Here is a 390-nt window from a genome sequence, read left to right on the forward strand (position 1 = left end):
ACGACGTAGTCTGCGTGAAACCTTTATGACACTTAAAGTAACATCGCTGACTTATCTCAGACCTCGTTTTCGGTGTAGATGCTTTCACTGGCTCTCGATTCCGAACCGAGCTACCGGGCAATGCGTCTGGCGACTCAACCCGAACACCAGGGGTTCGTCCACTCCGGTCCTCTCGTACTAGGAGCAGCCCCCTTCAATCTTCCAACGCCCACGGAAGATAGGGACCGAACTGTCTCGCGACGTTCTAAACCCAGCTCGCGGACCATTTCAAATGGCGAACAGCCAGACCCTTGGTACCAATTCCAGCCACAGGATGTGATGAGCCGACATCGAGGTGCCAACAACCGCCGTCGATATGAACTCTTGGGCGGTATCAGCCTGTTATCCCCG

At 54.6% G+C, this 390-nt stretch carries 1 rRNA gene; it reads right to left on the reverse strand.

Annotated features, from left to right (window positions below):
- A 23S ribosomal RNA gene (locus UF05_RS07545) occupies positions 1-390 on the reverse strand; the annotation flags it as partial.

Origin of the sequence: Vibrio sp. S457-15 (assembly GCF_000960545.1) — a bacterium.
Lineage (GTDB): Bacteria > Pseudomonadota > Gammaproteobacteria > Enterobacterales > Vibrionaceae > Vibrio > Vibrio parahaemolyticus.